Raw genomic sequence first — 25,348 nt, 5'->3', positions numbered from 1 at the left:
CTTTTTCTTAAACTAAGGATTATACAACTTAATAATTTCACGAATGCTCGATATTTCCGAATTAAAAACTAAAAAATTAATAGATTTACAAGCAATTGCAAAAACGATAGGGTTAACTAGAGTAAGTCAATTAAAAAAATTAGATTTAGTTTCTAAAATTTTAGAAGCACAACCCCAAGTTAGTGTCAATCAACCTGAAGCAATAGCGGAAAAACCGAAGCGGAAAAGAATAGAAAAATCATCCAAAGAAAAAATTTTGGAACAAACACAACAAGAACAAGAAAAGCAACAAGAAAATAAAAATGTAGCTGTTGAAAATAATCTTGAGAACGTTCAAAATGTTGAAAACGCAGAAAAAGTTGAAAACATCGAAAATGTTCAAAAAACAGTAGCCAATAAAGTAACTCCTGTTTTAAAAACTAAAAATAGCCCAACAAAAGAGCTTAACAAATCAACTGAAATTGAAAAAAATGTTGCTGAAGAAAAAGATTCAAAAGCAGCCGTTAAAAAAATAATTTCAAGACCAAGACCAAGAGCAGTCGTGGAAGCTACAAAAAAACAAGCTCCAAATCCGAGAACACAAACAGATTCCAAAAAACCAATACCAAAACCAACGCCAAGACCAAGAGCAGTAGTCGAAGCAGGGAAAAAACCGCAACATAAAAATCAACAAAAAACAACTCATAAAAGCGGTAACAAATATCGAGATCCCGATTTTGAATTTGATGGAATTATCGAAAGTGAAGGCGTGCTAGAAATGATGCCTGACGGTTATGGATTTTTACGCTCATCAGATTATAATTACCTATCATCACCCGATGATATTTACGTTTCCCAATCTCAAATAAAATTATTCGGACTAAAAACAGGAGATACCGTTCTTGGAAATGTCCGTCCGCCGAAAGAAGGCGAAAAATACTTCCCACTAATTAGAGTATCAAAAATTAACGGTTTAAATCCAAATATTGTTCGTGATAGAGTTTCGTTTGAACATTTAACGCCCTTATTTTCAGATGAAAAATTCAATCTAGCCGAAAAAGGAAGCTCTTTATCTACTAGAATTATTGATATATTTTCTCCTATCGGAAAAGGACAACGTGGTATGATTGTATCGCAACCAAAAACAGGTAAAACAATGTTATTAAAGGATGTCGCAAATGCTATTGCAGCAAATCATCCTGAAGTGTATCAAATTGTTTTGTTAATTGATGAAAGACCCGAAGAAGTTACCGATATGAAACGTAATGTTCGTGGAGAAGTAGTTGCTTCAACCTTTGATGAACCTGCCGATAAACACGTTCGTGTTGCCAATATCGTTTTAGAAAAAGCAAAACGTTTGGTAGAATGTGGACATGATGTGGTTATTTTATTAGATTCAATTACACGTTTAGCAAGAGCTTACAATACCGTTGCACCTGCTTCAGGTAAAATTTTATCAGGAGGTATTGATGCCAATGCCTTGCATAAGCCAAAACGTTTCTTTGGAGCGGCGCGTAATATTGAAAATGGTGGTTCGTTAACTATTATCGCAACGGCACTTACCGAAACTGGTTCGAAAATGGATGAGGTTATCTTTGAAGAATTTAAAGGAACTGGAAATATGGAACTACAATTAGATCGTAATATTTCAAACCGTAGAATTTATCCAGCGATTGATTTAATTAAATCGAGTACGCGTCGTGATGATTTATTGTTAGACCCAAAAACCGTAAAACGTATGTGGGTATTACGAAAATATTTAGCAGATATGAACCCTGTAGAAGCAATGACGTTTATTAATGATAGAATTCGACTTTCTAAAAATAATGAAGAATTTTTAATTTCGATGAACGGATAATTTATTCCTGATTTTTTCTGAAAAACATTTTAAAAAATAGATAAAACATAAAAAATCCCGTAAAATTTTACGGGATTTTTTATGTTTTATATCGGAAATATAATATTGTCAAGCGGAATATCATATTGATTACAATCGGAAATTTTGGCGATTGGCGGAAAGAAATTAAGCCCGATTGTTTTAGTATCTTCTCTACAATTGGCTAAAAAACGATCGTAAAATCCTTTTCCGTAACCAACTCTATAATTTTCTTTATCAGAAATTAACATCGGCACAAAAACCAAATCAATTTCTGTAACAGCAACTTCTGTAGCATTTACAGGCTCGGGAACGCCGAATTTATTTAAAATTAATTCAGTCTTTTCTTCTAAATAAAAATGTGTGAGCGAATCATCAGCAAAATTACATTGACTAACAATTATTTTTTTTCCTTTACTTCTGAAAAAATCAATAATAGGTTGCGTATCTATTTCCTTAAATTTTCGCATCGATAAAAATAAATGAACATTGTTTATCGCATTGAAATCAATTATTTCTGAGTTGAAAATTTGCTGATAAATACTTTCTTGAAATACTGCTATTTCTAGTGAAGTTAATTCAGCTCTTTTTTGTTTATATATTTTTCTAAGTGTTGTTTTTTCCATAATTGATAGTAAATAAAGTGCTGTTTATAGCTAAAAATCCATAAAAAACAAATTTACGTAAACTTAAAGCTTAATTTAAGTCAATAAGAAAAAATAAAATAGTACTTTTTCGTTTTAAGAAATGTGTAGTTTTTATGAAATTAGTATATCAAATTCGGGATTATTTTTTTTGGGTTATTTTATCACTTTTATCAGGAATTGGATATATGCGAATTGTTTTAGGAGCAAAACCAAAATCATCATCAATAGGAATTCTTAACGTTTTTGATTGGATTTATGATGTTGTATTATTTCATGTAGGTTTAAGTATTGGAAGTATTATTGCTTTGCTATATGTTATTCTTGATGTTTTTTATCTGAAGAAAAAATTTAAAAATAAAGCAAAAAATAAAGCGAAATTAACTCGTATTCGTTTTCTGTTTTTCAGTATAATCGTGATTATAGTTGGCGTAATACATCATATTTTAGAAAAAATTATTGATGTTATTTAAAATAAAATATAAAAAACTAATAAAATGAAAACTATCATTCTATTCCTAGCAGTATTATTTTTACCCTGTAAAGACAAAAATGAAGACAAATTTCAAGAAATATATCAAGAAAGATATCAAGAGAAAAATCAAAAAGAATTATACAAAGGAACTTTAAATGGAAGTATTAAAATAACGCTGTATATAAACGAACAAGAACATCCGTGTGGCGGAAATTCAACAATTTTAAATGCGATGTATAAATATGATAATCAAAAAAAATGGATTCTTTTAAATATTACCACCGATAAACAAAACAAGAAATACGCAATGGTTGAAGATAATTTTTCGGGAGCATTATTTTTACAAAAACAAAATAATTCATTTTATGGAACTTGGATAAGTCCAAACACTAAAAAACAATTTAAAGTCATATTAGAAAAAACAATATTAGATGAAACTTCATCAGAAAAATTAGAAGCTATTTTGTTTGATGATTTATTATACAATAAAAATGATTGCTAAGAGCCTGTATAAATTTCATCTGAAAAAAAATATCAGAGAAAAATAAGAAATCGAATCCGTTAACTTTTAATCAAAATAAAGCGCACAAAAAAAACCTTAACAATCTAGTAAGATTATTAAGGTTTTAAGTCGGGGTGGCAGGATTCGAACCTGCGACCTCCTCGTCCCAAACGAGGCGCGATGACCGGGCTACGCTACACCCCGTACGGTTATCGGATTGCAAATATACAATAAATAACTACATATCAAAGAAAATATCAAAAAAATTAATAAAAAATAAAAAAATATTTTATTTTGAGACTATTATCATTTTCAATTATGAATGTATTATCAAAATAGATGTTAAAAAAAGACATTAAATGTCAAAAAAAATTACATTTGTAATACAAAAAAAATAGATGATGGCAGAAAAAATAAAATGTTTGATTATTGGTTCAGGACCAGCAGGATATACTGCTGCAATATACGCTGCAAGAGCAGATATGAAACCTGTAATGTACACAGGAATGCAAATGGGAGGGCAGTTAACCACCACCACAGAAGTTGATAATTTTCCTGGATATCCAAATGGAACAGATGGAACTGCAATGATGAATGATTTGCAAAAACAAGCAGAACGTTTTGGAACTGACGTTCGTTTTGGAATGGTTACAAAAGTTGATTTAAGTACCGAAATAGGAGGAATCCACAAAGTAATTGTTGATGAATCTATTGAAATAGAAGCAGAAACAATTATAATCTCAACAGGAGCAACGGCTAAATATTTAGGTTTAGAAAGTGAACAACGCCTAATTGGTGGTGGAGTTTCGGCATGTGCTACTTGTGATGGTTTTTTCTACAAAGGACAAGATGTCGTGGTCGTTGGAGCAGGAGATACCGCTGCCGAAGAAGCAACTTATTTAGCGAATATCTGTAATAAAGTTACCTTATTAGTTCGAAAAGATTACATGAAAGCATCAAAAGCAATGCAACATCGTGTGAATAAAACAACTAATATCGAAGTATTATACAATACCGAAATAGACGAAATTTTAGGAGATAAGGTTGTTGAAGGCGTTCGTGCTGTTAATAATCAAACGAACGAGAAAAAAGAAATTTCGGTAACAGGTGTTTTTATCGCTATTGGACATAAACCAAATTCAGATTTATTTAAAGGTGTTTTAGATATGGATGAAGTTGGGTATTTAATTACCAAAGGAAAATCGACTAAAACAAATTTACCAGGAGTTTTTGCAGCGGGCGATATTCAAGATAAAGAATACCGACAAGCAGTAACAGCAGCGGGTTCAGGATGTATGGCAGCCTTAGACGCAGAGCGTTATTTAGGTGCTTTAAAATAAATAGCAATATTTTTTTTAAAAAAAAAATAAAAATTTAAAAGAGCGTTTACATATTTTGTAAACGCTCTTTTTTTATCAAAAACTTATCAAAATTCATTAAAATCAGTCCAAATAGCTAATAAATCTTTGCTGATTTTATCAAAATCATTTTTATCAAGCACGCTAGTAAGAACCTCAACATATTCAAAATATTCATTTAAATAATCTTCTTTTGAAGCATTTAAACTTGGTGAATAACAACTATCACTATCTAAAGCATATTTAAATTCTTCCATCAATTTTTTAAGAAATAATTGTTTATTTTCTTGAATATAATCAGAAAGACCAGCCTCTAATAAATCTTCAAATTGGTCACTTCCATGTTGCCCGCAACAGGTTATTAATCGAGCAATCGCAAGGGTAGCTGTTTCTTTGCACCATCCGTATTGTTCAATTAGTTCTTCTATATCACCACCCTGATTTACTTCGTGGTCTAAATCACAGGTTCTTAAAAAATCGATATATTCAGGCATCCATTTTTTATCTTTAGTAACTAATGATAAAATAGCTTGTGTTCCTAACGGGTTTTCGCAATCTTCCCAAATTCTCGAATCATATTCTCCATGGTCAGTTGCTTCAAGATATTTAATTGTTGCCGATGTTAAAGCGCTGTATTTTGACACTTCATTAAAAAGTGTTCTTTCATCAGTAAATAATAGTTTTGGCGCATCAATTTTATTATTTTCATCGATTAAACCAATGGTATAATTAAATTGATATATTTTATGTTTCTTTTTTAAATCAATAATTAATGCCGTTAATTCAGATAAAATAGTTGCGATATCATCTTCACTGATTGCTGCCGTATTTGATTTTTTATCAAAAAAAAATTCATCTTTTAATTTAGCAATATCATTAATTTCAAAATTTATTTTAAAAATCGATTTCATTATATTTTTAATTTATATTTTGATACTCTGTTATTTTGTTTCTGATAAAAATCCTTCTAAAGCTGTTAAAAAAGAAGCACCTAAAACTTCCGAACGTTCACCCGACCATTCTTTTTCGGCATCAGGAAGATCGTTGTTGTCTTTAAAAGGCATTTCTAAGGTAAAAGAAAGTGTTTTAAAAAGTTCACCAATTTGATTCGAACAAACTGCTAAATTTGCTTTATTTGGTGCGCTGTTTTCGTATTTATACACATCTTGAAATTCAGGATTTACCGACATCCATTCCTTTTTAAAACGAATTTCTTCGGATAAAATTTTATCAGTAATGCTTGGTATTCCTTGTAAACTGGTTACAAAATTATAAGGAATTGCTTCATCGCCATGAACATCTAATAAAAAATCTAAACCTGTTTCTTGCATTTTTTGTTTGCAATAATAAACCTCTGGCTCAGTAGCTTTATTCGGGTTTTCCCAAACCCTATTATAATTAATTCCTAAGGTGTTTACACGCAAGTTTCCTGCAATACTTCCATCAATATTCATGTTCGGAATGATATAAAAACAGCAAGTTTCTACTAATTTTTCAATCGTTGTATCCTCAGAAATATTTTCAGCAACAAAACGATCCACAATTCCTTTGATAAACCACTCCGCCATACTTTCCCCAGGATGCTGACGTGCAATAATCCAGATATTCTTTTTATCGGCACTAGAAGTTCCGAATTGTAATAATTCAATAGGTTTTTTATTGATGGTTTCGCCTAAAATAGTGGTTGTACATAAAGGGCTTTTAGTTGCGATTGCTACTAAATTAAGATGTTGCTGGTAAGTAAAAGGCGTAAAATAGGCAAAATCAACCTCGGTTTGAGTTGGCGTAATGCTAAAGTAAAGTTTGCCGTTTTTATATTCGGTGTTTTGTAAACGAAACCAATTTTTAGCATCGTAAGAAGCCGTTGTTTTATAATCTTCCCAACCATCGGCAAAAGCACTTTCGCTGGCATTTTCAATACAGAAATTATAGGTTTCTCCTACAATAACATCGGTAATTTTGAAATTAAACCATTGAAAAAAATGAGAGTTGGTGTCTTTACGTATTTTTAATTGTGTCGTGTTTTCTTGTTGCGATACTACGGTAATATTACCAGCATCAAAGTTTGTTGTAATTTGCATGGATTGTTTTTGTAAAAAATTATTGTTTGTTAATTTATTAAATTAATGATGAATAAAAAAAGGTTGTCAAAAATTAATTTGACAACCTTCTAAACAAACAACTAAATTCTAAAACCCATTATGAAAAGTTAAAGAAGATTTTTTTAATATTTTCCTAGAAACAGTATTTATTTTCTGCTTTTAATTTTTCTGCAATCATATTACGTAATCCGATTACGTTTGGCTGATTTGCGTATTTTGTAAAACGTTTTAAGCCCATTAACATCATGCGTTGTTCATCACCTTCAGCAAAAGAAACAATTCCTTCTTTAGCATTTTTGATAATAATATCTACCGCATTATATAAATATAATTGCGTCATTGCAATCTGTTCTTTTTGAGAATCTTTACCAAAACGTTTAGCATTCTTTTCAGTTCTCAAAATAGCAGATTCTGCCATATAAGTTTCAATTAAAATATTAGAAGCAGCCGTTAATAATTGTTGGTGCTGCTCTAATTCTGGACCAAATTTTTGAATTGCAGATCCGGCAACCATCAAGAAAACTTTCTTTAATTTAGCAACCATTTCTTTTTCTTCCGCAAATAATTCAGAATAATCAGGCGTATCAAAAGAAGGAATACCTAATAATTCTTCGCCAACAGCCATTGCAGGATTTAATAAATCTACATGACCTTTCATGGCTTTTTTAACCAACATTCCAACAGAAAGTAATCTGTTAATTTCGTTTGTCCCTTCGTAAATACGAGCAATACGCGCATCTCTCCAAGCCGATTCCATAGGAGTTTCTTCAGAGAATCCCATTCCACCAAAAATTTGAATTCCTTCGTCAGCACACGCTTGTACATCTTCAGAAACAGCCACTTTTAAAATAGAACATTCAATAGCATATTCTTCCACACCTTTTAATTCCGCTTCTTGATGCGTATTTCCTTCCGCTTCACGTAACGCAATTCTATCTTCAATATTTTTAGCGGCTCTATACGATGCAGATTCTCCCACATACGCATTGGTAGCCATTTCTGCTAATTTCATTTTGATAGCTCCAAATTCTGAAATTGAAGTTTTAAATTGCTTACGTTCGTTGGCGTAATTAATTGCGATACTTGTAATTCTTCTTTGAGAATCTAAACAAGCAGCGGCTAATTTAATACGACCAATATTTAAGGCATTCATGGCGATTTTAAAACCATTTCCTCTTGCTGATAGCATATTTTCAATCGGCACAATCGTGTCATTGTAAAATACCTGACGAGTTGAAGAAGCACGGATTCCTAATTTGTGTTCTTCTTCACCTAAAATAATACCATTGTTATTGTCTTTGTCATATTCAACAATAAAACCAGTAATGTTTTTATCATCTTCAATACGAGCAAATACAATCATTAAATTACAAAAACCTGCGTTTGAAATCCACATTTTTTGCCCGTTTAATTTATAATGCGTTCCATCTTCCGATAATGTCGCAGTTGTTTTTCCTGAATTAGCATCAGAACCAGCACCTGGTTCTGTTAAACAGTACGAACCAAACCATTCACCTGTTGCTAATTTTGGAACATATTTTTGTTTTTGAGCTTCTGTTCCATATAAAGTAATTGGCATTGTTCCAATACCTGTGTGCGCTCCGAAAGCAGTACTAAAAGAACCTGTTCCGCTTGAAATATAATCACACGTTAGCATGGTTGAAACGAATCCCATTCCTAATCCGCCATAAGCTTCAGGAACAGAAACGCCTAAGAAACCTAATTCTCCAGCTTTTCCCATTACTTCTTGTGTTAATGCATAGTCTTTTGCTTCAAAACGAGCTTTATGAGGCATAATTTCACGGTCATTAAATTCCATAACCGCTTCTTTCATCATTTTTTGCTCTTCGGTAAAATCTTCAGGAGTAAAAACGTCTTCACACTTTGTTTCTCTAACAAGGAATTGACCTCCTCTTAATAAATCTGCCATTTTGTTTTGTTTTAATTGTTAGTTTAGTTTAAGAATTCGAAAATACCAGCAGCACCTTGCCCTGTACCTACGCACATGGTTACCATTCCGTATTTTCCTTGCATGTTACGCTTGCGCATTTCATCAAATAATTGAACAGATAATTTAGCACCTGTACAACCTAAAGGATGTCCTAAAGCAATTGCACCACCATTTACATTGATGATGTCTGCATCCAATCCTAATTCACGAATTACGGCTAATGATTGAGAAGCAAAAGCTTCGTTCAATTCAATTAAACTGATGTCTTCTTGTTTTAATCCTGCTTGTTTTAATGCTTTTGGAATAGCTGCAACAGGACCAATTCCCATAATTCTAGGCGGTACACCAGCGGCGGCATAACTTACCATACGAGCAATTGGTTTGATGTTTAATTCTTTCACCATATCTTCACTCATTACCATTACAAATGCTGCTCCATCACTTGTTTGCGATGAGTTACCTGCAGTAACACTTCCGTTGGTAGCAAATACAGGGCGTAAACGCTCTAAACCAGCAATATTTGAACCTTTACGAGGTCCTTCATCTTTTGTTACCGTATATTTTCTAGTGGCTTTTTTTCCGTTCGAATCAACATAAGTTTCTTCAACTTCAATCGGCACTATTTGATCTTGAAAACGATTTTCAGCTTGCGCTCTTAATGCTTTTAAATGTGAGTTTAAGGCAAATTCATCTTGGTCTTCACGAGAAATATTATACTTTTCAGCAACCGCTTCCGCAGTATTTCCCATTCCCCAATAATAATCTGCATGCCCATCGGCAACTAAATCGTAGTTTAATTCTGGTTTAAAACCTGTCATTGGTACAGAACTCATGCTTTCAGCACCACCAGCGATAATACATTCTGCCATTCCTGACTGTATTTTAGCTACTGCCATACCAATAGTTTCTAATCCTGATGAACAAAAACGATTTACGGTTACTCCAGGAACGTCATCAATTTTTAATCCCATTAAAGAGATTAAACGTGCCATATTTAATCCTTGCGAACCTTCAGGCATTGCGTTACCAACAATAACATCGTCAATACGAGTTTTGTCGAAATCGGGTAAATTTTCCATCAAATATTGGATGGTTTCTGCCGCTAATTCATCGGCTCTTTTAAAGCGAAATACCCCTTTTTTTGATTTTCCAATAGCGGTTCTATATCCTTGTACTATATATGCTGTTTTCATTTTTCTTCTGATGTTTTAGGGTGAAGTCTAGTTACGTAATGGTTTTCCTGTTTTCAACATTTGCTGAATACGTTCTAACGATTTACGCTCGGTTGTTAAACTTAAAAATGCTTCACGCTCTAGGTTTAATAAATACTGTTCAGAAACTCTTGTAGGTTCTGATAAATCTCCACCAGCCATTACATATGCTAATTTGTTGGCAATTTTTTGATCGTGTTCAGATATAAATCTACTAGCATGCATAGAATCCGTAGCTACCATAAATGCACCTAAGGCTTGTTTTCCTAAAACTAATACATCTTTACGAAGTGCCGGTTGTGTATAACCAGCTTCCGCCATTAATACGGCGTGTTTTTTAGCTTGTGCAATTTGACGCTCTCTATTTACAACAACAACATCTTTTCCTTTTTGTAATAAGCCTAAATCGAAAGCTTCGTGTGCCGAAGTACTTACTTTAGCCATACCAATAGTTAAGAAATACTCTTGTAATACGTTTAATTGTACATCTCCTGCATGGAAAGTATCGGAAGCACGCAATGCCATTTCTTTTGAACCACCACCACCAGGGATAACTCCAACACCAAATTCTACTAGCCCCATATAGGTTTCAGCAGCAGCAACAACTTTATCAGCATGTAATGATAATTCACATCCACCACCTAAAGACATTCCGTGAGGTGCTGCAATTGTAGGAATTGAAGAATAACGCATACGCATCATCGTATCCTGAAAATACTTGATAGCCATGTTTAATTCGTCATATTCTTGCTCAACAGCCATCATAAATATCATTCCGATATTTGCTCCAACGGAGAAATTTGCTCCTTGATTTCCAACAACTAATCCTTGAAAATCTTTTTCTGCTAAATCAATCGCTTTGTTTAATCCTGTTAAAACATCACCACCAATAGTGTTCATTTTAGATTGAAATTCACAGTTTAAAATACCGTCACCTAAATCTTCAATAACAACACCTGAGTTTTTAAATACTTCGGTAGTTTTTCTGATATTATCTAAAATGATAAATGCATCTTGTCCTGGTTTTTTAGTTTGAGTTTTACTAGGAACATCATAAAAATACGTTGCGCCTTCTTTAATCGTGTAAAAAGATTTTTGCCCATTTGCAACCATTTCGCTAATCCAAGCAGCAGGTTGGTTTCCTTCGGCTTTCATTAATTCGATACCTTTTTCGATACCAACGGCATCCCAAATTTCGAAAGGACCATTTTCCCAACCGAAACCAGCTTTCATGGCATCGTCAATTTTATATAATTCATCAGAAATTTCTGGAATTCTATTTTGAACATACGCAAACATTGCTGCGAAGTTTTTACGGTAAAATTCTCCCGCTTTATCTTTTCCGCCAACTAACACTTTAAATCTGTCAATTGGTTTGTCTATTGTTTTTGTTAATTCTAAAGTAGCAAATTTCGCACGTTTTGAAGCACGATATTCCATCGTATCTAAATCTAAGGTTAAAATTTCTTTTTTCCCTTCGGCGTTTACTACTTTTTTATAAAAACCTTGTTTTGTTTTACTTCCTAACCATTTATTTTCCATCATGGTATTGATGAAACTTGGCAATTTGAATAAATCGTGTGCTTCGTCGTTCGGGCAGTTTTCGTAAATACCGTTTGCAACATGCACTAAAGTATCTAAACCAACAACATCAACAGTTCTAAAAGTTGCCGATTTTGGACGACCAATTACAGGACCTGTTAATTTATCAACTTCTTCAACGGTTAAACCTAATTCTTTTACTTGATGAAATAAAGATTGAATTCCGAAGATTCCAATTCTATTTCCAATAAAAGCAGGCGTATCTTTCGCTAAAACAGACGTTTTTCCTAAAAATTTAGAACCATAATCCATTAAGAAATCAGTAACTTCTTGTTTACAATCAGGACCAGGAACAACTTCAAATAATTTTAAATAACGTGGAGGATTAAAAAAGTGAGTTACCGCAAAATGCTTTTGAAAATCTTCACTTCTTCCTTCGTTCATAAATTTGATAGGAATTCCTGAAGTATTAGATGAAATAATGGTACCAGGAGTACGGTATTTTTCTAATTTTTCAAAAACGATTTTTTTAATATCTAATCGTTCTACAACAACTTCCATAATCCAATCAACATCAGCAACTTTTGCAATATCGTCTTCTAAATTACCAGTGGTAATTCTACTAGCAAATTTTTGAGCATAAATTGGCGATGGTTTCGATTTTAAAGAAGCCGTTAAAGCGTCATTAACCAAACGATTACGAACAGCTTTGTCTTCTAACGTAAGTCCTTTTGCTTTTTCTTTGTCGTTAAGTTCTCTAGGAACGATGTCTAATAATAAGACTTCAACGCCAATGTTGGCAAAATGACATGCAATACCGCTTCCCATAATCCCCGAACCGATAATTGCTACTTTTTTAATTCTTCTTGTCATTTGTTTTTAGGTTTTTATACAGTTTTTTTGATGCTATCAATATACACTTTCTTTTCTGTAATAAGTTTATTTATGGTTGTTGTTACTTTAAAAAAAAGGTTTAATTCTTCTTCCGTAAGATGTTTTTTAACTTGATTATTAAATTGATATACGTGTCCTTTTGATATTTCGCGCATTTCTTTACCGTAAGCTGTCAATTTAATAATAACACTTCTTCCGTCATTTGGGTTTTTTTCTCTGCAGATAATACCTTTATCTTCCATTGTTTTTAGTAAACGAGAAAGGCTAGTGGGTTCCATACCCATTAAAGGACCTAATGCGGTAGAAGGAGTTCCTGTTTCAAAATCGATATTTAACAAAACAAAAGCTGTTGCCATAGTACTGTCATGCTTTGCAGCTTGTTCATTGTACATTTTTGCAACCGCTTGCCAAGTGGCTCTTAGTTGATGATCGATTGATTTATTTTTATCCATGTTCGTCCAAAGATACAGAAATTTATTATGCGTGCATAGTATTTTACACTAAAAGTTATGCACGCATAGTAAATTTAACATTTATTTAAACTGTAAACTTTAGTCGAAACTTTACTGTAACGTTTACTATAAAGTTATGACTAATCCGTATAAAAAGATGTAAGTTTGTGTTACTAGCTTTTAAAATACAACTTTTATATATTGTAAAATCATCAAAAACTATTAAAAAAATCATCAAAAAAATCAACTATAAAAAGAATGAGTAATTTATTAGAAATTAAAAATGTAGTCAAACGTTATGGCGATTATACTGCGTTAAATAATGTATCACTTAGTATCGAGAAAGGAAGTGTGTTCGGTTTACTCGGTCCTAATGGAGCAGGAAAAACATCCTTAATTAGAATCATCAATCAAATAACGATGCCCGATAGCGGTGAAGTAATTTTAGATGGCGAAAAATTAGCCCCGCATCATATAGAAAATATCGGATATTTACCCGAAGAACGTGGTTTATATAAATCAATGAAAGTAGGCGAACAAGCTTTGTACTTGGCACAACTCAAAGGAATGAGTAAATCCGAAGCTAAAAAACGCCTTAAATATTGGTTCGATAAATTTGAAATTAGCAGTTGGTGGAATAAAAAATTAGAAGAATTATCAAAAGGAATGGCGCAAAAAGTACAATTTATTGTTACAGTATTGCATCAGCCTAAATTGTTAATTTTTGATGAACCTTTCTCTGGTTTCGATCCGATAAATGCCCAATTAATCGCCAAAGAAATTTTACAATTGAGAGACGAAGGGGCAACGATTATTTTTTCAACCCACAGAATGGAATCTGTCGAAGAAATGTGCGATGAAATTGCCTTAATTCATCAATCAAATAAAATATTAGATGGAAAATTACACGATATCAAACGTCAATTTAGAACCAATACTTTTCAAATTGGATTAGAAACTCAAAATCCATCGGAAGTCGAAGCAAAACTAAAACAAAATTTTAAGGTTTTTCCTGCCGATTTTAAACTGTTAAATGACGGCTTAAAATTAAAAGTACAACTAACAAAAAATAATTCTGCAAACGATTTGTTAGCATTTTTAACCACCCAAGGACAAGTGCAACATTTTGTAGAATTAATACCAACTGCCAACGATATTTTTATTCAAGCAGTACAAAAAAACAGCTAGAAAAATGAGTAAATTACAATTAATTATCGCGCGTGAATTTAAAGCGAAAGTTAAAAATAAATCGTTTATTATGATGACTTTTTTAAGTCCTGTAATAATGATTGCCATGATTATATTGGTTATTTTTTTGATGAAACAAAATGACCAGAAAATTAAAGAAATCGTATATATCGATAATTCAGGTGTTTTTTCTAAAGAAGATTTTAAAGATACCGAAACCATAAAATATCAAGATTTTACCGCCTTTGGTGTCGAGCAAACTAAAAAGAAAGTAGAAGCAGGCGAGCATTTTGGCGTTTTAGTGATTCCAAAACAAGATAGCCTAGAATTATTAGCCAAATCAGTCGAGTTTTATTCTAAAGAAAGTCCTGGTTTAACGACTATCGAAAATATTGAATACAACGTAAATACCCATTTACGAAATTTGAAAATGAAGCAATTAGGCATCAATCTGGAAAAAATAAAAGCCTCTAAAATTTCTTCGGATATCAAAATGTATAATTTCTCTGGTGAAAAATCATCAAAAATGATTAATAGTATGAAAATCGGCGTAGGAACGCTAGCGGGATACTTATTAATGATGTTTGTTATCATTTACGGAACATCGGTAATGCGTAGCGTGATTGAAGAAAAAACCAGTAGAATTATCGAAGTAATTGTATCATCAGTAAAACCGTTTCAATTGATGCTTGGTAAAATTATCGGAAATGCTTCGGCTGGATTATTACAATTTTTTATCTGGGGAATTTTACTTTTGATAGGAGCGATAGGCGTTTCTTTGTTTATCGGAATTGATGCTTCACAGGTTTTTTCAAAAAATATTGATGCCAATCAAGTCGCAAAAATGCAAGCATTCATGGGAGATAAAGCCGAGTTATTCTTAGAGATTAGAAAATTACCTTGGTTTACCTTATTTTTCTTATTTATCTTTTATTTTTTAGCGGGATATATGTTATATAGTTCATTATTTGCCGCTGTCGGTGCTGCTGTTGATAACGAAACGGATACCCAACAATTTGTAATGCCAATCATGATGCCACTAATGTTGGCGGTTTATGTAGGCGCATTTACCGTAATTAACGATCCGCACGGTCCTGTATCTGTTATTTTCTCATACATTCCGTTTACATCGCCAATAGTGATGCTGATGCGTGTGCCTTTCGGCGTTGCTTGGTGGGAAATCGCGCTATCGATGCTATTGTTAATCGCTACTTTTATTGGCGTTGTGTGGTTTGCTGCAAAAATTTATAGAGTCGGGATTTTAATGTACGGGAAAAAACCAACCTATAAAGATTTATGGAAATGGATTCGATATAGTAATTAAAATATGCTACTTAAATACAAAAAAGCAGTTATCTTAAAATAACTGCTTTTTTTATGTTTAAAATCAACAATTTATTTTAATTTTATTTTCATGAAAGAACTTAATAAAATATTGAACTATACGTTTCAATTTAATAAAGAAATTGGCATCAGCATTAAAGCTCTTTTAATGCTTTTAATCGTACTTATTCTAGCCTCTTTTTTATTAAAATATTTTGAGAAATTTGTAAAAAAAAGACTCCAAAATGAAGATGAAAATAAGTTTAATACCGTCTTCTCTTTTGCAAGTTGGTTATTATATATTATCATTTTTTTAACCACATTAAATTCATTGGGCGTTAATGTAACTGCCATATTTGCCGCTTCTGCAGCTTTATTAATTGGAGTTGGTTTGGCGTTGCAAACTTTTTTTCAGGATATTATATCAGGAATTTTTATTATTTTAGATCAAAGTGTGCATGTGGGCGATATTATTGAACTAGATGGAAAAGTAGGTCGGGTAGAGGAAATAAAATTAAGAACAACTCGCGCCGTAACTATTGATAATAGAGTCTTAATTATCCCGAATCATAAATACTTAACCAATAGTTTGTATAATTGGACGCAAAATGGAGCTACAACTCGTGAAATTGTAAGTATAGGAGTCGCTTATGGAAGTGATGTTCAGTTGGTTAAAGAATTATTATTGAAAGCCGCAAACGAACATCCGAAGGTATATCAGTATCCAGCACCTTTAGTGATTTTTGAAAATTTTGGCGATAGTTCCTTAGATTTTAAATTGATATTTACTTTAGATGATAGTTTTCAAGCACAAATACCTAAAAGTGATTTGCGTTTTAAAATCGATGAATTATTTAGAGAACATCAAATTTCAATTCCATTTCCACAACGAGATATTCATATTATTAAACAATAAGAGCCTGTTTAAATTTCATCAAAAAAAGTTTTATAGCAGGAAAACAGAAAATCGAATCCGTCAAACTGAATTTAGTTCAGTTTCGCATCCTGATTTGCCGTAGTTCTTCCCTTTTTTTTGATGATTCTTGTCAATTCGAGTGATTTTAATGACTAAAAGGAATTAAAATTGTATCGAGAATTTCAATTCTTTTATATTAATGAATATTATACTAAAAAAGTTCTCGATACAATTTTTTTTGAAGGAAAAAAATCACTCGAACTGACAGTTTATTTAATTTTTAAACAGGCTCTAAGTTATCGGTGAAATTATGGGTAAAATTATCTGTGAAATTAACAGAAATTACCAATAGCTTTATGGCGTAATTATTGTATTTTGATACTTTAATAAATAGTAGTAAAAATAATATCAGCAAACATAACATCCATAAAATAGATGAGTAAAATATTAATCATAGAAGACGAATCGGCAATCCGTAGGGTTTTAAAAAAAATTATTTCAGAAGAAAATGAAACGTATCAGGTAGAAGAAGCCCAAGATGGCTTAATCGGACTCGAAATGATTAAAAACAATGATTATGACTTGGTTTTATGTGATATTAAAATGCCAAAAATGGACGGCGTTGAGGTGTTAGAAAAAGCTAAAAAAATAAAACCTGAAACCGCAATGGTCATGATTTCTGGACATGGAGATTTAGATACCGCCGTAAATACTATGCGTTTAGGAGCATTTGATTATATCTCGAAACCACCAGATTTAAATCGTTTATTAAACACCGTTCGCAATGCGTTGGATAAAAAAGAATTGGTTGTTGAAAATAAACGACTCAAAAAGAAAGTCAGCAAAAATTATGAAATGATTGGCGAGAGTCCTGAAATTACGCACATCAAAGAAATTATCGAAAAAGTAGCCACTACCGATGCACGCGTTTTAATTACTGGACCAAATGGAACAGGAAAAGAATTAGTCGCACATTGGCTACATGAAAAATCAGATAGGGTAAAAGCACCCATGATTGAAGTAAATTGTGCCGCAATTCCATCAGAACTCATAGAAAGTGAACTTTTTGGACACGTAAAAGGATCTTTTACAGGTGCAAATAAAGATCGTGCAGGGAAATTTGAAGCCGCAAATGGAGGAACTATTTTTTTAGACGAAATTGGCGATATGAGCTTATCGGCACAAGCAAAAGTACTGCGAGCTTTGCAAGAAAATAAAATACAACGTGTCGGTTCTGATAAAGATATCAAAGTAAATGTGCGAATTGTTGCCGCAACCAATAAAAATTTGAAAAATGAAATCGCCGAAGGACGTTTTCGAGAAGATTTATACCATCGTTTAGCCGTTATTTTAATAAAAGTCCCTGCATTAAATGATAGAAGAATTGATATTCCATTATTAATCGATTTCTTCACTGAAAAAATATCAGAAGAACAAGGAACACCTAAAAAAGAATTTTCAAAACAAGCCATTAAATTACTCCAAGAATATGACTGGACTGGAAATATTCGAGAATTACGAAACGTCGTAGAACGCTTAATCATCTTAGGTGAAAAAGAAATATCAGAAAATGATGTAAAATTATTTGCCAGTAAATAAAATAGTAAAATTTAAAAGCAACGTTTATAAGATTATAAACGCTGCTTTTTGGATGAAGGGTGCTTTATTTGGGAAAGCAACTGAATCCGTAACTAGTTATTTTATGCTGTAAAACAGTTTTAGGTGAGATTTTAAACAGCCTCTTACTTTATGATTTTTTTCGCAATATTATAAGCACTTAATTTACTTAGTATTTGAACGAAACTCTGTACCCATTTACTTAAAGAAACATCATCTTTAAATTGTTTCTTTACAAGTTTTATTTCTTCGAAAGAAATATCTCGTTTTAGCTTTAATTTCTTTAAATCACGTGCTACTTCTCTGTTATTATTATAAACTTTCTTCATCGTCAAAATATTTCTTAGATAAACTTTTAATAACTAAATTTTCCATACGATTTCTGGAAAAGTAGGAAACAAGAGCGAAGCATAAAAATAATAAAGCAACCACGATATGTCCTGAAATTTTATGATCAAAATAACTATTTATAGCCATTGATAATGCTACCGCTAAAAATATAAAAGCAATAAGAATGAATATTCCTATTATCGCAAAATTGAAAATCATGCTAAGAGAAGAAGTTAACACCTGAAAAATTTTAAGCTTGTAATATTCTTCAGAATTTTTTAAAAACTCTTCTCCTTTTTCTATCGCTTTTTCAGAAGTCGCATGCAGTGATTTTAAAACAGACATTATTTTGTTTGTAGTTTTTTATTTCTATCTTTTAATATTTTTAACTTTTCCTCTAGATTTGAAATCAAATCATCTGCTTTATAACTAGCATCGGAAACGATAACATCTAGTTTTTCTTCTAAAGTACTCGCTTTAGAATGTAATGTGTCTGCAACAGAATCTTTAAGTGTTTCCGCTTTTTCGACAACAGTATCTTTTAAATGTGCAGCTTCGGTTTCAACAGTATCTTTTGCCGCAATTGCACCTTCTGCAATTTTTGTTCTCGTTTTACTTCCTTTATCTGGAGCAAATAAAATCCCAAGTCCAGCACCAATAGCTATACCTGTTAATACCCCAAGAATATTGTTATTGTTTTCATTACTCATAATTATATTGTTTTAAAGGTTATTAATTATTTACACTACAAAGATATTCATATATCAAGGTATTTATTAACTCAATAGAAATAAATGTTAGCTCTAAAGATAGTTTAGACTTATAAAATAGTATTGTAAAAAGAATATCAATAGTTTATGGTAAATTTAATGTTATTTTATTAAAAATATTTTTTATTGAAGCGTATTTATTTTGATAAAGATACTTGTTTCGTTATATTTACAGGAGTATCTATAAACTCTTTTTTTGAGTTAAATGAGGTAAATCAGGTTAATAGTAAAAACTGATAGTTTATTAGTTTAAGTATAAGTAAACTTGATACTAATATAAAAAATTACCATCAATATTTTTATTTTTTAGCCGTTTTGCTTGGTATATTTGTAGTAGTAAAAATAAATTATAACCAATAAAATATAAAAAAATGGCAACAGCAGTAGGTAAAAAATTTCCAAATTTAAGTGTAGATGCAATGAACGAAATGGGAGATACGTTCAAAATAAATGTATTCGAAGAAGCTGTGAAAAACAATAAAAAAGTATTGTTATTCTGGTATCCAAAAGATTTTACATTTGTTTGCCCAACCGAATTACACGCTTTTCAAGAAGCTTTAGGTAAATTTGAAAAAAGAAACACGATGGTTATCGGTGCTTCTTGTGATACTCCTGAAGTTCACTTTGCTTGGTTAAATCAATCAAAAGATAATGGAGGAATCGAAGGCGTAACATATCCTTTATTAGCGGATAGCAACCGTAACTTATCATCAATTTTAGGTATTTTAGATATTACTGATGAGGTTTTTGATGAAGCAACACAAACCGTACAAGTAGTTGGTGATAACGTAACATATAGAGCTACGTATTTAATCGACGAAGAAGGAACTGTCTTTCATGAAGGAATTAATCATATGCCAGTAGGTCGTAACGTAAACGAATTTTTACGTTTAATCGATGCGTATGCACACGTTCAAAGAAATGGAGAAGTATGTCCTGCAAACTGGGAAGAAGGTAAAGATGCCATGAAACCAAATGCAAAAGGAACAGCTGAATATTTAGCTTCTCACTAAAAAAATAATTATTATTTTATTGAAAGGAAATAAGTTCGTGTACTAAATTGGGGGATTAAAATACACGAACTCCTTTCTAACAACAACAAATTATGATACAAGAATTAAGTCAAGATAACTTAGCGGATTTAGTAGCAAGTAACAAAAAAGTAGCAGTGCAATTCTCGGCAACTTGGTGTGGAAATTGTCGTATTATGAAGCCGAAATTTAAAAAATTAGCTTCTGAAAATGAAGAAATTACATTTCTAATTGTTGATGCCGAGAAATTTCCTGAAAGTAGAAAATTAGCAGACGTTAGTAATTTACCAACCTTTGCAACTTTTGTTGATGGTAAATTTGTAAATCAAGTACAAACCAATAAATTTGATTCTTTAAAAGAATTAATCAACGAAGTTGTATAATTAAAGTACCTTAAAAATAGCCGTATGAAATTACCTGTAATAAAACATTTAACTTCTTTTATTGAAGAAAATGACCAAGATTATATCTTAGAAACTATTGAAACTTTAGAGGCTTTAACAGAAGTTCCCTCTTTAAAAGATGAAGAATTAGACGTTATTGGTGAGTTAATTTCCAATATGTACGGAGCTATTGAAGTTGATAAAATGATAAAAGATGGTACTCCTAAAAAAGAAGCATTGAATACTTTTATGAAACGTGTTTTAGGATCGATTGATAAATAATCATATAATCATAAAAAAATAACGAATAATAATTTTTAAATTATTTGATAAAATCCCAAGCTTTATGGCTTGGGATTTTTTGTTATTTCAATTCATAAAAACTTCTTTTTCCTATCTTAATTTTCATTTCTTTGGTTAGTGAAATATTGGTTTGCGGATCGGTTATTTTTTGACTATTGACTTGAATCGCTCCACTTATAATAAGTCTTTTAATGGCAGATTTTGTTAAATCATTCTTTAAGAAACTACATAAATTAGTTAACGTAATGATATTTTCTTTTGCTTGAATCGATTTTAAATTTACAGGATGATATGCTTTATTTTCGGCTTTTTTACTTTGAAATTGATTGATAAAAAAAAGTTCAGCATCTTTTGCTGCTTGTTCATTATAATATTGTTTAATAATATTTTTAGCGATTATTTTTTTAATTTCCATAGGATTTTCTCCCGTACTTAACCGTTTTAAAATTGCTTGTTTTTCTAATACTGAAAAATCAGTTGTAAGCTTTAAAAATTCGGGAATTAAATCATCAGAAATAGACATTGTTTTACCAAAAATATCAGTTGGTTCATCAGTTAATCCAATGGTATTGTTGAGTGATTTACTCATTTTTTCTTTACCATCTAAACCTCTTAATAACGGCATACACATTATTATTTGCGGACTCATATTAAAGCTTTGCTGAATTTGTCTTCCCATGGTACAGTTAAAAAGTTGATCGGTTCCGCCCATTTCAATATCTGCTTTTATTTTTACAGAATCATATCCTTGTAAAATAGGATATACCAATTCATGCATAGCAATTGGGGTGTTTTCTGTAAACCGTTTGTTAAAATCATTTCGATGCATTAATTGAGCAACCGTAACTTTCGATAAAAGTTGAATAACATCAGAAAAAGAAAGTGTTTCTAGCCATTCAGAATTATAAACAATTTCAGCTTTTGATAGCTCAATAATTTTAGCTAATTGTTGTAAATAAGTTTCGGCATTATACTGTACTTCTTTGGTTGATAACGGTTTTCTACTTTTATTTTTTCCAGTAGGATCACCAATTTTTGCGGTAAAACTTCCAACTAATATTATTATATGATGTCCTAAATCTTGAAATTCTCTTAATTTTTTTAAGACCACAGCATGTCCTAAGTGAAGATCTGGCGCAGTAGGATCAAACCCAAGTTTAATAATTAATTTTCGATTTTCTTTGCTAACTTCTTGTAGTTTTTCTTCGAGACCTTTTTCAGGAAGAATAATTGCTACATTTTCTTTTAATTTGTTGATTGTATCCATTTTTTTTGCATAAAAAAAAGCCCGAGCAAAATGCTCGGGCTTTAGGTTTTGGTAGTATATAGTATTTTTAATTTAAAATATATGCATAGCCTATCCGAGTACTCATTATATGGTAATAATAAGTACTGAAAAAAGGAAGACGTAATATGCTTTTCAAAAATTTCATTTTGATATTTAACAATCTTTAATTGTTTTTTGCCTATTTATTTTAGGCTGAATTTTTAATCTTATTATTTTATCTTAAAAAATAAGATTAAAATCAAGCTACAAAATTATATAAAAACAAGTTGTTAAACAAGTTATCTAATCGATTAAAATTTAAAACCGTTTTTTTTACCTATTTTTAAAAATAATAGGTTGATATATTGTGGTAAATTTCTCAAAATCTTTTGAGCAAATAAGGCTAGGATATGACATTAAAAGTAATTGAAAAGCTTCTTTTCCTACTGATAAAGCGGGGGTTTCATAATAATGTGAATTTAGTTGAAAACCAATTCGTTCATAAAATTGTATTCTACGTTTATTGATTTCACTATTTGGTAATTCTACTTCTAATAAAACAGTTTTACGACTATTTTTTATAAAATTTTCAAGTATTTTTTTACCATATCCTTTATTTCTATGGATTGAATCCGTGGCAAAATGGTCTATAAAATGTAATGATTCAAAATTCCACCAGAGTAAAAAACCAATAAATTTATTTTCATGAAGTATCACTTCAAAATGATATTTTGAATTTTTTAAGATGATAATTTGTGTGTCTAATAAGCGTCGTTCTTCTTCAGGAAAAGCTTCTTGATAAAGTTTCCAAGCTTCTGAAAAATAAGTATCTGTAATGTTTTTAAGTCGTTTAATTTCGAAATTCATAACTAGAAATCGTTTTTAATGCTTTTATCAGCAAATTAAATTATAGAAAAACTCAAAATACTATTTTAATAGTATTTTGAGCTAACTTGATTAAAGAATAAAGGAAAGTATTAACTATTTTAGTTTTTAGAAATTTTATGTTCCCAGTATGCACCACTAATATCTGTAATTTTTACAGTGTATATTCCTTTTGATAGTGTGTTTAATATATCTTTTTTAAAGCGTAGTGTTGCTTTTGCTCCTAAAGGAATAATCAAACTATGCTTTGCTGGTTTTATTTTGGCAATATAATAATTGGAAATATTTTCTTTTTTAAAGGAAGCTAAATCTTTTTGATTATACTTAAAAATAGTATTTTTTTGTGCATCAAATAATTCAATAGCGATGGTCCAAGAGCCGTAAACATCAACGCCTTCAGTTCTAAAAACATCAAAAGAAAGAATATTATTTTTTATTTTACCTTGTGTAATTTCAAGTGTTGGTTTTACCGATTTGTTGTGAAGTGTACCCCATAATCCGCCGTGAAATACTTGATTTGTCATCAATGTCATTCCTAAAATAAACAGTGAACCAATGAGTACAACTTTTGGAAATATAGTGTCTTTAATTGGTAAAATTCCTGATGCTAACCAAGCAAACCAGTTCTTTTTGGTTATAGAAAAATTATTTTTAATCAGATAATTATCTAATGAATACGTACCACTTCCTGTTAAAAATAAGACAAAACCAGTTGCAATACCGAGTACTCCAATTTGCCATTCATCCAGACAAGTAGTGCCAATCCATCCTGAACCAAGAAGAATTCCCATTGCTAAGAAAAATACGCCAATACTCATTATTCGGGTAAATAATCCGAAGATAATAAACAGGCCAACAATTCCTTCAATAATAGTAAAAATAACCATGTTTAACCATAGCATATCTGGATTTTCAACGAGATACTGAATAATAGGTTTTATGCCTAGTGCATTAGGTAAAAAGTGATTAAATTTTTCACCAATATACCCCGCAACTTCAGGATCTAGTTTGTTTGCTAAAATGGTTCTTCTCCAAAAAGCTGAAAAATATGTCCAACCAATTACCAATCTTATTGCGAGTACTAAAAGTCCTGCATCATTTTTTATATTGATATTTTTCATTATATCCTTTTTATATTGTTAATGAAATAAATCCTTTTTTTATCAACTGAAATCCATATAAAATACCATTTTTAGTGATTGTTATATTTTCAGGTAATTCACTTTTCTTTATTTTTAATTTATCTAAAGAAATACCACAAACAAAGACTTTTACATGTTGTTTTTTAGCGGTTATTAGTAACTTATTAAAAGCATAATTATTAGGAATATCACTTACCGTTTTTCCGCAAATAATGACATGAAAATCGCCATATTTAAAACCATCTTCTTTGGCTAATTCATTAGCAGTTAGTAGTATTGGTTCGAGTTGCTTACTGTTTTTAGTAAGTACAACATAGTTGTTTTTTGTGCTAGTTTTTTGTGCTTGTATTTGTGTTATCGTAATTAAAAAAAGGAAAATTGTTGTTATATATAGAATTGAATTTTTCATGTTTTGAAAATTTTAAATTTTGATTGCTACTAAAAAAAGTAAACGAGGTAATGCTTGAAATATCACTACATGATTTGTAGCTAATTTCAAGTTTATAAATTATGATAATATCAGTTTTTACTGATATCTTATTTCAAAAAAGACTTATTAATTATAGGTAATTGGTAAATTTTTGATATAAAATATAAAGTGGAATCGTAGTCGCTGAATAATTTCTAGCTTCTCGAAATTGAGTAGATAGGTTAGAAGCATCAGTAATTTTAGGTACTTTTTTAAAACCTACGAAAACAAGTGGTAGATATTTAAAACAAGTGTTAAATTTGATTAATTTACTTTGGGGAAGTACAGCATTATTGCAAGAAATAGTAATCGTTGTTTTGCTTTTGTTGATAACCTGTGTTGTCGGAAAACCAAGTTTTGCTTCTACAAAATTACGAATCTTGCAAGGTGAAATTAACAATAATAGTACAAGTCCTAAAAGAGGAATTATATTTTGTATTGTTTTTATGTTTAATTTTTTTTTCACCTTGCTAAGATACAGTATAGAAATAGGATAATTTGTTATTGTTTTCTTAATGAAATAAAAGCGCTATTTATTCTGATTTGTTTTGCTCTTTTTGTTGGTTCTGTTCGTTCATTTTTTTAACCAATGCTTTTAAACGTTCTTTATTTTGTTGTTTCGCAAGTTTTACTTTGTTCTCTTTTTGCTTCATCAAGCGAGTATGTTTCGCTTTATTAACGGTGTTTTTGGCTTTTCCTTTTTTCGGCATTTTAGATTTTTATCTGTTTTTTTTAAGA

Annotated in this window: 27 protein-coding genes and 1 tRNA gene; 11 read left to right on the top strand and 17 right to left on the bottom strand. The window is 31.0% G+C overall.

Annotated features, from left to right (window positions below; all coding sequences use genetic code 11):
• Positions 1-43: 43 nt before the first annotated feature.
• Positions 44-1,837: a transcription termination factor Rho gene (gene rho / locus L0U77_RS04785; RefSeq protein WP_233900812.1), complete on the top strand. Its 1,794-nt coding sequence runs from the start codon at positions 44-46 to the stop codon at positions 1,835-1,837.
• Between the two features lie 86 nt (positions 1,838-1,923).
• Here rho and L0U77_RS04780 read toward each other — a convergent pair whose 3' ends face one another.
• Complete coding sequence (locus L0U77_RS04780; RefSeq protein ID WP_233883663.1) at positions 1,924-2,481, bottom strand: 5-formyltetrahydrofolate cyclo-ligase; 558 nt, start codon at positions 2,479-2,481, stop codon at positions 1,924-1,926.
• Between the two features lie 134 nt (positions 2,482-2,615).
• Between L0U77_RS04780 and L0U77_RS04775 the strand changes: the two genes are divergently transcribed.
• Complete coding sequence (locus tag L0U77_RS04775; RefSeq protein ID WP_233900811.1) at positions 2,616-2,972, top strand: hypothetical protein; 357 nt, start codon at positions 2,616-2,618, stop codon at positions 2,970-2,972.
• A 24-nt stretch (positions 2,973-2,996) separates the two neighbouring features.
• Positions 2,997-3,476, top strand: coding sequence for a hypothetical protein (locus L0U77_RS04770; RefSeq protein WP_233897350.1), 480 nt, complete (start codon positions 2,997-2,999; stop codon positions 3,474-3,476).
• Between the two features lie 129 nt (positions 3,477-3,605).
• Here L0U77_RS04770 and L0U77_RS04765 read toward each other — a convergent pair.
• Positions 3,606-3,680: transfer RNA gene (locus L0U77_RS04765), tRNA-Pro, on the bottom strand.
• Positions 3,681-3,877: 197 nt separating this feature from the next.
• On the opposite strand from L0U77_RS04765, the gene trxB reads away from it, so the two are divergent.
• Complete coding sequence (gene trxB, locus L0U77_RS04760) at positions 3,878-4,816, top strand: thioredoxin-disulfide reductase (protein WP_233897351.1); 939 nt, start codon at positions 3,878-3,880, stop codon at positions 4,814-4,816.
• Positions 4,817-4,902: 86 nt separating this feature from the next.
• Here trxB and L0U77_RS04755 read toward each other — a convergent pair whose 3' ends face one another.
• From L0U77_RS04755 to L0U77_RS04730, 6 genes are all read right to left on the bottom strand, one after another.
• Positions 4,903-5,745, bottom strand: coding sequence for a hypothetical protein (locus L0U77_RS04755; protein ID WP_233900810.1), 843 nt, complete (start codon positions 5,743-5,745; stop codon positions 4,903-4,905).
• Positions 5,746-5,775: 30 nt separating this feature from the next.
• Positions 5,776-6,915 carry a M14 family metallopeptidase gene (locus tag L0U77_RS04750; RefSeq protein WP_233900809.1) on the bottom strand — a complete coding sequence of 380 codons (1,140 nt, stop codon included), beginning with the start codon at positions 6,913-6,915 and terminating at the stop codon, positions 5,776-5,778.
• Between the two features lie 154 nt (positions 6,916-7,069).
• On the bottom strand, positions 7,070-8,866 hold the full coding sequence (locus tag L0U77_RS04745; RefSeq protein WP_233900808.1) for an acyl-CoA dehydrogenase family protein: 1,797 nt from the start codon (positions 8,864-8,866) through the stop codon (positions 7,070-7,072).
• Between the two features lie 23 nt (positions 8,867-8,889).
• A complete protein-coding gene (locus L0U77_RS04740) occupies positions 8,890-10,080 on the bottom strand; it encodes an acetyl-CoA C-acyltransferase (protein WP_233897353.1) in 1,191 nt (396 codons plus the stop codon).
• A gap of 27 nt (positions 10,081-10,107) precedes the next feature.
• Positions 10,108-12,513 (bottom strand): 3-hydroxyacyl-CoA dehydrogenase/enoyl-CoA hydratase family protein, encoded by a 2,406-nt coding sequence (locus L0U77_RS04735; RefSeq protein WP_233897354.1) that lies wholly within the window; start codon positions 12,511-12,513, stop codon positions 10,108-10,110.
• Between the two features lie 14 nt (positions 12,514-12,527).
• Positions 12,528-12,986, bottom strand: a complete 459-nt coding sequence (locus L0U77_RS04730) for a MarR family winged helix-turn-helix transcriptional regulator (RefSeq protein ID WP_101916742.1) — start codon at positions 12,984-12,986, stop codon at positions 12,528-12,530.
• A 258-nt stretch (positions 12,987-13,244) separates the two neighbouring features.
• On the opposite strand from L0U77_RS04730, the gene L0U77_RS04725 reads away from it, so the two are divergent.
• The 4 genes from L0U77_RS04725 (at position 13,245) to L0U77_RS04710 (ending at position 18,012) form a co-directional block, all read left to right on the top strand.
• Positions 13,245-14,174: an ABC transporter ATP-binding protein gene (locus L0U77_RS04725; RefSeq protein ID WP_101916741.1), complete on the top strand. Its 930-nt coding sequence runs from the start codon at positions 13,245-13,247 to the stop codon at positions 14,172-14,174.
• A gap of 4 nt (positions 14,175-14,178) precedes the next feature.
• Complete coding sequence (locus tag L0U77_RS04720; RefSeq protein WP_233897355.1) at positions 14,179-15,498, top strand: ABC transporter permease; 1,320 nt, start codon at positions 14,179-14,181, stop codon at positions 15,496-15,498.
• Positions 15,499-15,588: 90 nt separating this feature from the next.
• Positions 15,589-16,413: a mechanosensitive ion channel family protein gene (locus L0U77_RS04715; protein WP_233883650.1), complete on the top strand. Its 825-nt coding sequence runs from the start codon at positions 15,589-15,591 to the stop codon at positions 16,411-16,413.
• A gap of 435 nt (positions 16,414-16,848) precedes the next feature.
• The gene (locus tag L0U77_RS04710) at positions 16,849-18,012 is read left to right on the top strand and encodes a sigma-54-dependent transcriptional regulator (RefSeq protein ID WP_233900807.1); all 1,164 of its coding nucleotides are present in this window, start codon (positions 16,849-16,851) and stop codon (positions 18,010-18,012) included.
• Between the two features lie 143 nt (positions 18,013-18,155).
• Here the strand turns inward: L0U77_RS04710 and L0U77_RS04705 are convergent, their stop codons facing one another.
• From L0U77_RS04705 to L0U77_RS04695, 3 genes are read right to left on the bottom strand one after another with little or no spacing between them, the layout of a single operon-like run.
• Positions 18,156-18,359: a hypothetical protein gene (locus L0U77_RS04705; protein ID WP_101916737.1), complete on the bottom strand. Its 204-nt coding sequence runs from the start codon at positions 18,357-18,359 to the stop codon at positions 18,156-18,158.
• Entirely contained in the window at positions 18,343-18,705 is a 363-nt protein-coding gene (locus L0U77_RS04700; RefSeq protein ID WP_101916736.1) for a hypothetical protein, read from the bottom strand. The genes L0U77_RS04705 and L0U77_RS04700 overlap by 17 nt, the downstream gene beginning before the upstream one ends.
• On the bottom strand, positions 18,705-19,070 hold the full coding sequence (locus L0U77_RS04695) for a YtxH domain-containing protein (protein WP_233883646.1): 366 nt from the start codon (positions 19,068-19,070) through the stop codon (positions 18,705-18,707). The genes L0U77_RS04700 and L0U77_RS04695 overlap by 1 nt, the downstream gene beginning before the upstream one ends.
• Before the next feature lie 431 nt (positions 19,071-19,501).
• Between L0U77_RS04695 and L0U77_RS04690 the strand changes: the two genes are divergently transcribed.
• From L0U77_RS04690 to L0U77_RS04680, 3 genes are all read left to right on the top strand, one after another.
• Positions 19,502-20,143, top strand: a complete 642-nt coding sequence (locus L0U77_RS04690) for a peroxiredoxin (RefSeq protein WP_233883644.1) — start codon at positions 19,502-19,504, stop codon at positions 20,141-20,143.
• A 92-nt stretch (positions 20,144-20,235) separates the two neighbouring features.
• Positions 20,236-20,544: a thioredoxin family protein gene (locus L0U77_RS04685; RefSeq protein ID WP_101916733.1), complete on the top strand. Its 309-nt coding sequence runs from the start codon at positions 20,236-20,238 to the stop codon at positions 20,542-20,544.
• 24 nt (positions 20,545-20,568) lie between these two features.
• A complete protein-coding gene (locus L0U77_RS04680) occupies positions 20,569-20,826 on the top strand; it encodes a DUF6952 family protein (protein WP_101916732.1) in 258 nt (85 codons plus the stop codon).
• A gap of 82 nt (positions 20,827-20,908) precedes the next feature.
• Here L0U77_RS04680 and tyrS read toward each other — a convergent pair whose 3' ends face one another.
• From tyrS to L0U77_RS04650, 6 genes are all read right to left on the bottom strand, one after another.
• On the bottom strand, positions 20,909-22,114 hold the full coding sequence (gene tyrS, locus L0U77_RS04675; RefSeq protein WP_233900806.1) for a tyrosine--tRNA ligase: 1,206 nt from the start codon (positions 22,112-22,114) through the stop codon (positions 20,909-20,911).
• A gap of 333 nt (positions 22,115-22,447) precedes the next feature.
• Entirely contained in the window at positions 22,448-22,981 is a 534-nt protein-coding gene (locus L0U77_RS04670; RefSeq protein ID WP_101916730.1) for a GNAT family N-acetyltransferase, read from the bottom strand.
• 119 nt (positions 22,982-23,100) lie between these two features.
• The gene (locus tag L0U77_RS04665) at positions 23,101-24,120 is read right to left on the bottom strand and encodes a TQO small subunit DoxD (protein WP_233900805.1); all 1,020 of its coding nucleotides are present in this window, start codon (positions 24,118-24,120) and stop codon (positions 23,101-23,103) included.
• A 10-nt stretch (positions 24,121-24,130) separates the two neighbouring features.
• Complete coding sequence (locus L0U77_RS04660) at positions 24,131-24,550, bottom strand: DsrE family protein (protein ID WP_233897360.1); 420 nt, start codon at positions 24,548-24,550, stop codon at positions 24,131-24,133.
• A 151-nt stretch (positions 24,551-24,701) separates the two neighbouring features.
• Positions 24,702-25,076 carry a hypothetical protein gene (locus L0U77_RS04655; protein WP_233883636.1) on the bottom strand — a complete coding sequence of 125 codons (375 nt, stop codon included), beginning with the start codon at positions 25,074-25,076 and terminating at the stop codon, positions 24,702-24,704.
• Positions 25,077-25,143: 67 nt separating this feature from the next.
• The gene (locus tag L0U77_RS04650; protein ID WP_193706350.1) at positions 25,144-25,320 is read right to left on the bottom strand and encodes a hypothetical protein; all 177 of its coding nucleotides are present in this window, start codon (positions 25,318-25,320) and stop codon (positions 25,144-25,146) included.
• Between the last annotated feature and the right edge of the window lie 28 nt (positions 25,321-25,348).

The sequence above is a fragment of the Tenacibaculum piscium genome, assembly GCF_021390715.1.
Lineage (GTDB): Bacteria > Bacteroidota > Bacteroidia > Flavobacteriales > Flavobacteriaceae > Polaribacter > Polaribacter piscius.
The sequence above is the reverse complement of the archived record's forward strand: the minus strand, read 5'-3'. Positions and strand labels throughout refer to the sequence as shown.